This is a genomic window from Zavarzinia sp. (assembly GCF_041650655.1).
In the GTDB taxonomy this organism is placed as follows: Bacteria; Pseudomonadota; Alphaproteobacteria; order Zavarziniales; family Zavarziniaceae; genus Zavarzinia.
Genome location: NZ_JBAZKR010000061.1, coordinates 20,861 through 28,206, shown reverse-complemented (window position 1 = coordinate 28,206; position 7,346 = coordinate 20,861). Strand labels below are relative to the sequence as shown.

Genomic DNA, 7,346 nt, shown 5'->3' with positions numbered 1-7,346 from the left:
CAATCAACATCCCTCAGCCACCCGCTCGCAACTGCACGCGGATAGCTTGCCAACGACAAGATTGAGGGGGTCAAAATTGGAAGCCGATTACCCCTCTACAGGGGTCAATGTTCCACGCCGAATAACAACCAGAATGTTGTTGGTGAATCCGAGGCCATGGGCATTGGCGACCAGGGCGGCGACGGCATCGAGCGGTACCCGCCCCACCTCCGCCCCGGCTTCGGAGACGGTGAGGAACCCGCGATCGAGCGCCACGAAGCGCCCGTCTGTCGCGATCTCAACCACGCGGCCGATCACGGCGCTGCTCCATGCGCTGCAGGTGACGCAGGCCCTCTTCCGCGGGGATCCGCCAGACCGTTCCCAATTCGTCGACCCTGACCCTCTCGGCCCCCATCGCCTTCAGCGTGCCGTAGGACGCCATGAGCCAGCGGAAAGGATCGTCGGGGTCGTCGTGTCGATCCTGCAGCTTGCCCGCCTCTGCATGGCCGGCCAGCTTGAAGCGTCCGCTGGCAGCATCGAGCTGGCGCACTACCATCACTTCGCTGCGGCCGTCACGGTCGAGACGCAGAAGGTCGCCCTTGTGGACACGCATCACGAAGGTGAGCGACGGATCGTCTGCCCAGGCCGGCCGATACCCCGGCCGATTGGCGAGAAAGACACTGGTGGCGACGCCAAGCCATTTGCCTGCGGATGTTTCGACGACGTCGACAAAAGCGTTTTCCCCGGCAGCATAGGCCTTGTAGGGCTTGCCATCCGGCCCCATCACCGGCACGAGGTAGTCCTCCCGCTCGGGCTTCAGCAGGCGCACGTGACGGATCCCGCCCCTTACGTGAGGATCTCGCCCCGCCACCGTCGCCGCGAAATCGCGCAGGGCCTGGTCGAGCTTCACGCCCGCCGCCTTGGCCGCCCCCCAATGGTCCAGGACCATGTCGCGCAGGCGGCGATCGCGGATCGCGCCCAGTTCCCGTTCGGTCAAAGCCGTGAATGCCTTGCGGTAGACGAGATTACGCCCCTCCTCCGCTGCCGGATCGGCGACCAGGCCATAGGCCGTCTCTTCGTGTAGGCGGCCGGCGACGCCGTGGTCCGGCCGATGCGAGACTGTCACGCCGGCGCGCCAGGCCGCCACCTCGTCACGCAGGGCCGGCCACGGCAGGGGAATCTCGACCCGCTCGCGCTCCGCCTCGTTGGCCGAGGCGATCGCCTGCAGCAGGCTGCGGCTGGTCAGACCGGCGATCAGCGCGTCGATGCCATGGTGGCGATGGTCGTTCCGGTCCTTGGCGTCGGAGAAATTGAGCCCCCACTTGGCCCGCAGCAGGGCCGTGAGCTTGCCGGGCACGACCCAGACTTGGTCGCGGTCGACCACGGCGGCCAGGTAATCCTTCGCCATCCGTGCGAGCCACCCCGTCTCGTTCAGCTGCCGGGCCAGGAAGCCTCCCTCGGCGGCGAAACGCTCCAGCGCGTCGGGCGCGAAGCGCCAACGCTTGTTGCGCGGCATCAGGGCGGCGCGGGCGGTGATATCGGGCCAGGAATAGGCGTGACCGTCGAGCGGCGGACTCGACCCGAAGGCCTCGTGCGGCGTGCGCTTGCCCTTGGCACGGTTGGCGTAGCGCATCGCCACCGTCTTGTTGGCCGGACTGTCGTCGAAACTGGTCTTGAAGGGGATCAGATGATCGACCTCGACCTCGTCGGACAGCAGACGCCGAATGCCGATCTGCTCGCCCGTATAGGGGCAGCGGCGGTCGGCGGGATCCTTGAAGTTCAACTCCTCCCACAGGCGCAGCTTGAGAAGATTCTGCGACGTCACCGGGTAGCCGAGGGTCTGCAGTTCGCTGCGCCGCGCGTCGTTCCGGCGCTGGTTCGCCGCCTGCTCGCGCTCGACCTCCGCCAGCTTCCTCGGCGACAGGCGGAAATCGCGCGTCATCTCGACCACGACCTGTGCCGGTGGCCCCAGGCGCTCGATCAGGGCGTTCACGACGCGCCTGACCTGGCCGAGGCCGATATGGACAGTCGGATTGGGCAGGCGGCCGAAGCGCTTTTCCGGCGGATCCCCGGGCTCGCCGGTACCCAGCACGTCGTCCTGCAACCATTCGCCGTAATAGGGCAGGCGGCCCCGGCGCTCGCTGGCCGGGCCGCCGGAATGGGACTTGCCCAGGGCGGCCTCGCAGGCCGCAGCATAGTCGAGCCCGCCTTCCATCTTCGGCAGGAGCAGGCGAATGGCCCGGAGGCCGAGGCGGGCATAGCCCTCGGGCAGCAATGCGCCGGCCACCGCCTGCGCCGTTTCCCGACCGACGCCGGCCGTTCGGACCAGCCAGTCGACCAGGGCTCTCTCGTCTTCCTCCTTAAGAAGGGCGGTCACGATCTCGATCTGGCGGTCGAGCGGCAGGCTGCGCCAGGCCTTGCCGAAGTACTTCTTCCTCGACAGGACCTCCGCCGCCTCGTCGCCCTTCAAATGGTCGCGCTTCTCGCTCTCCAGATTGAAGCGCGCCTCGGCCGGAAGTTTCAGGAGACTGCGCATCCGATCGAAATCGACCTTGGCCGCCCCGAGGAGCGCCGCCGCCACCTTGTTACCCTCATCGAGGGTCAGGGGACGGGCCGGCTGGCCGGTGACCTGGACACGCAGGTTGCGCACTTCCTGCCAGATGCGGAAACGCTGGGCCAGCGGGTGCGCGCGCGGACAACGGAAGCCCTCTTCGTCACCGGGCCCCACCGCCGGCAGCAGGGTGCATTTCCCGGCCGGTACGGGCCGCAACGGCCGCTGATAGAAGACGAGATCGCGCAGGCGGTCATGCCAGGCCTGGGTCAGAGCCGGATGGAAACCGGCCTGTACACGCCATATTGCCTCGAATTCCGCCAGCAGCATGTCGCGCTGGGGATAGAAATCGTAAGCGGCCTTGGCGCCACTGCCGCGCTTCCTGGTACGAACCGCCCGCCCGGCACGACGCTGCCCCGCCATGAAATGGCCCAAGGTCGGCGCGCCCCGCTCCTCCATCGCCGCCCGCAGGCGACCAGCGGCCGATTTGATCAGGCCGTCTTCCCCGCCCGTCTTGTCGGTCCTTCGGTTCGACAGAAAGCCGCGCCGCTGGTCGATATGAAACAGCGCCCGGCCGATGTGGTGGAACGGCAACGGCCCGCCCAGCGCAGCGGCCCGCAGTTCATAAGGATCCAGCGCCTCGAGCGCCTTGCGGGCCGCCGCCTCCGCCGGCATCAAGCCGGCCTCGATCAGCGCCGCCATCACCGCCGCCCGTCGCCGGACGTAGCGGTCCCGGCGCCGGCGCAGGCTGCGTGCCAGCCGCCGCGCCATGGCGTTCGACTCGCGCGAACGCTCGTCCCGCCCGTCGGGGTAGACCCGGACGCCGCCCAGGCCGAGACCAGCCGTCCGCTCCTCCTCGTCGAGCCAGATCACGAACCAGCCGAGCGAATTGGAGCCGAGATCGAGGCCGAGACGATAGGAACGATCCGCCATTTTCCACCCCCCGGATGCCTGCCCTGCCAATATCCCGCCAGGATGGTGCCTTGACAGCGACAGGTCAAAGTGGAACGCTCTACTCTATTGACGATTAGCGGTTGGCAAACACCGTACTTAGCGGTCTGGACTTAGCGGTCTGGTGACTGGGGGCCACCCGTTAACAAGCCGAAACGGCACCAAATGGGGATGGGCTGCGGCCCATCCCCTTCTTGCATCCAGGGTATAGATCCGGCGGGGCGCCTGCGCCCCGGGAAGTCAGACGTCCAGGTTTGCCACCGCCAGGGCGTTTTCCTGGATGAATTCGCGGCGCGGGTCGACCACGTCGCCCATCAGCTTGGCGAATATTTCGTCGGCCGTGTCGGCGTGGGTGACCTTGACCTGGAGCAGCGTGCGGGCTTCGGTGTCCAGCGTGGTTTCCCAGAGCTGTTCCGGATTCATTTCGCCGAGGCCTTTGTAGCGCTGGATGCTGAGGCCCTTGCGGCCGACCGCGAGCACGGTTTCCAGAAGATCCGTCGGGCTGTGGATCTTCGTCTCGCCTTCCTTGCGGAACAGGCGGGCGGGCTCACTGTAGAGGGCCTGGAGTTCGGGCGCCAATTCGTCGAGGCGGATCGCTTCGGCCGAGCGAACCAGGCCGGCGTCGAGGGCATGGACCTCGCGCACGCCGCGCACTTCGCGGGCGACGATCAGCGTGTTGTCGACGCCGACTTCGCCGCCCCAACCGTCCTCGCCCTCGCGCGCCAGGCGGTCGAGACGGGCCGCCAGGCGTTCCGCGGCGGCCTGGATGCGGGCCGGATCGGCCAGCACCGCCGGATTGAGCGCGCCCGCGATCGCCGCATGTTCCACCACGGGCAGGGCATAGCGCCGGGCCGGCGCGGCCAGAAGGCTGCGCACGATGCGGGCCTGCTGCACCACGGCACGCAGGTCGTTACCGGCGCGCTGGGTGCCGTCGCCGAGGGTGAGCACGGCGCCGTCGAGGCCGACGTCGATCAGATTGTCTTCGAGCGCGCGCTCGTCCTTCAGATAGACTTCGGAGGAGCCGCGCTTGATCTTGTAGAGCGGCGGCTGCGCGATATAGAGGTAGCCGCGCTCGATCAGTTCGGGCATCTGACGGTAGAAGAAGGTCAGCAGCAGGGTGCGGATATGGGCGCCGTCCACGTCCGCGTCGGTCATGATGATGATCCGGTGGTAGCGGATCTTGTCGATGTTGAAATCGTCGCGCCCGATGCCGGTGCCGAGCGCCGTGATCAGCGTGCCGATCTCCTGGCTGGACAGCATCTTGTCGAACCTGGCGCGTTCCACGTTCAGGATCTTGCCGCGCAAGGGCAGCACCGCCTGGAAGGCGCGATTCCGCCCCTGTTTGGCCGAACCGCCCGCCGAGTCACCCTCGACGAGGAAGAGTTCGGATTTGGCGGGATCGCGTTCCTGGCAGTCGGCCAGCTTGCCGGGCAGGTTGGAGACGTCGTAGGCGCCCTTGCGCCGGGTCATCTCGCGCGCCTTCCTGGCCGCCTCGCGCGCGGCCGCCGCCTCGCAGACCTTGGAGACCAGGGTGCGGGCCGGGCCCGGATGCTCCTCGAACCATTGCTGGAGCTTCTCGTTGATCAGACTCTCGACCGCGGGGCGGACTTCGGAGGAGACCAGCTTGTCCTTGGTCTGGCTGGAGAATTTGGGATCCGGCACCTTGACCGAGAGGACGCAGGTGAGCCCTTCGCGGGCGTCGTCGCCGGTCAGCGTGACCTTCTCCCTCTTGGCGATGCCGCTCTCGGTCGCGTAACCGTTCACGGTCCGGGTGAGGGCACCGCGGAAGCCGGCCAGATGGGTGCCGCCGTCGCGCTGCGGGATGTTGTTGGTGAAGCAGAGCACGTTCTCGTGATAGCCGTCGTTCCACTGCATGGCGACGTCGAGGATGATGCCGTCCTTCTCGCCCCGAATCACGATCGGCGTCTCGACCAGCGCCTTCTTGTTGCGGTCGAGGTAGCGCACGAAGGCTTCGACGCCGCCTTCGTAATGGAGGTCGGTGATCTTGGGCTCGACGCCGCGGCGGTCCTCGAGCACGACGCGGACGCCGGAATTCAGGAAGGCCAGCTCGCGCAGCCGGTGCTCCAGCGTCTCGTAATCGAACACGACCTGGGTGAAGGTCCCGGTCGAGGGCAGGAAGGTGACCTGAGTGCCGGTCTTGCCGTCCGACGGGCCGACCACCTTCAGCGGCGCCTCGGGCACGCCGTGGCGGAAGCGCATGTAATGCTCCTTGCCGTCGCGCCAGATGCGGAGGTCGAGCCAGGACGACAGCGCATTGACGACCGAAACGCCGACGCCGTGCAGACCGCCCGATACCTTATAGGTATCCTGGTTGAATTTGCCGCCCGCATGGAGCTGGGTCATGATCACTTCGGCGGCGGAAACGCCTTCGCCTTCGTGGATCTGGGTCGGCACGCCGCGGCCGTTGTCCTCGACCGTGCAGGAACCATCGGCGTTCAGGACGACGAGGACCCGGTCGCAATAGCCGGCCAGTGCCTCGTCGATCGCATTGTCGACCACCTCGTAGACCATGTGGTGCAGGCCCGAGCCGTCGTCCGTGTCGCCGATATACATGCCGGGACGCTTGCGCACGGCATCGAGGCCCTTGAGCACCTGGATCGCCTCGGCGCCGTAATGGGCGGCACCTTCCACGGTATCGCGGCGATGGGACTCGTTCGTGCTCATGATCGATGAACCTTCAAGGTTACGCGGCCGCGGCGACCTGGCCGTCGCGGACGTCGAAGAACTGGGCCCGGCCCTCGAGGCCGGCGAAGAGCGACCGTTCGGTGCCGGTCAGGAAGGCCTGGCGTCCCTGCCCCGCGATCAGGTCGTAGAGCAGGCCGCGCCTGCCGGGATCGAGATGGGCCGCGACCTCGTCGAGGAGGAGAAGCGGCGCCCGCCCCTCGCCCCGTGCCACCAGGGACGCCTGGGCCAGCACGATGGCGATCAGCAGGGCCTTCTGCTCGCCGGTCGAACATTGCGCGGCAGGCAGGCCCTTGCCGGCATGGGTCACGGCGAGGTCGCCCCGGTGCGGCCCGACGGTCTGGGCGCCCGCCTCGGCATCGCGGCCGCGGGCGGCGGCGAGCGTCGCCTTCAGGCGCGCCGCCACGGCCTCCGCCGTCGCTTCCGGCCAGGTCTCCACCTCGCCGGTAAGGGCGAGGTCGGCACGCGGAAAAGGGCTCTCGCCCGCCTGCATCTCGGCGTTCAGCTCGGCCACCGTGGCCCGGCGGGCCAGGGCGATTGTCGCCCCTTCGCCCGCCAGGCGCTCTTCGAGCACGGCGAGCCAGGCGGGGTCGCGCCGCCCTTCGGCGAGCAGGTGCAGGCGTTCTTCGCGCGCCTTGTCATAGGCGATATGGGCTTCGGCATGGCCGGGCCGGCGCGCCATCACCAGGCGGTCGAGGAAACGGCGCCTGCCGCTCGCCCCTTCGGTCCACAGCCGGTCCATGGCCGGCGTCAGCCAGAGCAGGGAGAGTTCGCGCGCCAGGCTCGCCTGGGTCACCTGCGACCCGTCCCGTTTCACCTGGCGCCGCTCGCTGCCGGGGGTCACGGCGGTGCCGATCTCGACCGGAGCCGCCAGGTCGCCGCCTTCGATCCGGGCCGCCACGGCGAAGCCACCGCTGCCGCCGATGCGCGCGATCTCCGCCGCCTTGGCATGGCGGATGCCGCGCCCCGGCGAGAGCAGGGAAACCGCTTCGAGGACATTGGTCTTGCCCGCCCCATTGGGCCCGGCGAGCACCACAGGGCGCCCGTCCAGCCGCAGTTCCTGGCGCTCGTAACAGCGGAAGTCGGTCAGCACCAGCCGGCCGAGATGGCGGCCGGCCGCGGCCGGATCCCCCTCCCTCGCCGCCTGGAGAGCAACCATCTG

General features: G+C 68.3%; 4 protein-coding genes. All 4 read right to left on the bottom strand.

Annotation, left to right across the window (positions count from 1 at the left end):
* Nucleotides 1-87: 87 nt before the first annotated feature.
* On the bottom strand, nt 88-297 hold the full coding sequence (locus WC493_RS14545) for a hypothetical protein (protein ID WP_373066252.1): 210 nt from the start codon (nt 295-297) through the stop codon (nt 88-90).
* Nucleotides 278-3,463 carry a type II CRISPR RNA-guided endonuclease Cas9 gene (gene cas9, locus WC493_RS14540; protein WP_373066251.1) on the bottom strand — a complete coding sequence of 1,062 codons (3,186 nt, stop codon included), beginning with the start codon at nt 3,461-3,463 and terminating at the stop codon, nt 278-280. Before cas9 ends, WC493_RS14545 begins: the two co-directional genes overlap by 20 nt.
* A gap of 258 nt (nt 3,464-3,721) precedes the next feature.
* The gene (gene gyrB, locus WC493_RS14535; RefSeq protein WP_373066250.1) at nt 3,722-6,166 is read right to left on the bottom strand and encodes a DNA topoisomerase (ATP-hydrolyzing) subunit B; all 2,445 of its coding nucleotides are present in this window, start codon (nt 6,164-6,166) and stop codon (nt 3,722-3,724) included.
* 19 nt (nt 6,167-6,185) lie between these two features.
* Entirely contained in the window at nt 6,186-7,343 is a 1,158-nt protein-coding gene (gene recF, locus WC493_RS14530; protein WP_373066249.1) for a DNA replication/repair protein RecF, read from the bottom strand.
* Nucleotides 7,344-7,346: the final 3 nt, after the last annotated feature.